At 67.4% G+C, this 239-nt stretch carries 1 protein-coding gene; it reads left to right on the plus strand.

All coding sequences use genetic code 11. The annotated features are described in order from the left end of the window. On the plus strand, positions 1 to 239 hold a 239-nt coding region (locus tag HMPREF2924_RS35045), incomplete at both ends, for a PFL_4695 family integrating conjugative element protein (protein ID WP_141765583.1).

Here is a 239-nt window from a genome sequence, read left to right on the forward strand (position 1 = left end):
GCACCAGGACCTGGCGACCTGGGCGTCCGTGGCTCAGGTGCGTTTCCAGTTCGCTCCGCCCGTCTTTCGCCAGGACAGGTCCAGGGGCGCGCCATCAACGCTCCAGGCCTGCAACCGCTGTTCCTGGTCGGCGACGACACGCTGTCTCAAACCTGGCTGAAAGAGCGAGGCGACGAGCTCCGAGACCTCCAAGCCGTGGGCCTGGCAGTGAACGTGGCCAGCGAAGCGCGCCTGACGGA

It is taken from the genome of Pseudomonas sp. HMSC063H08 (assembly GCF_001813645.1).
GTDB lineage: Bacteria > Pseudomonadota > Gammaproteobacteria > Pseudomonadales > Pseudomonadaceae > Pseudomonas > Pseudomonas aeruginosa.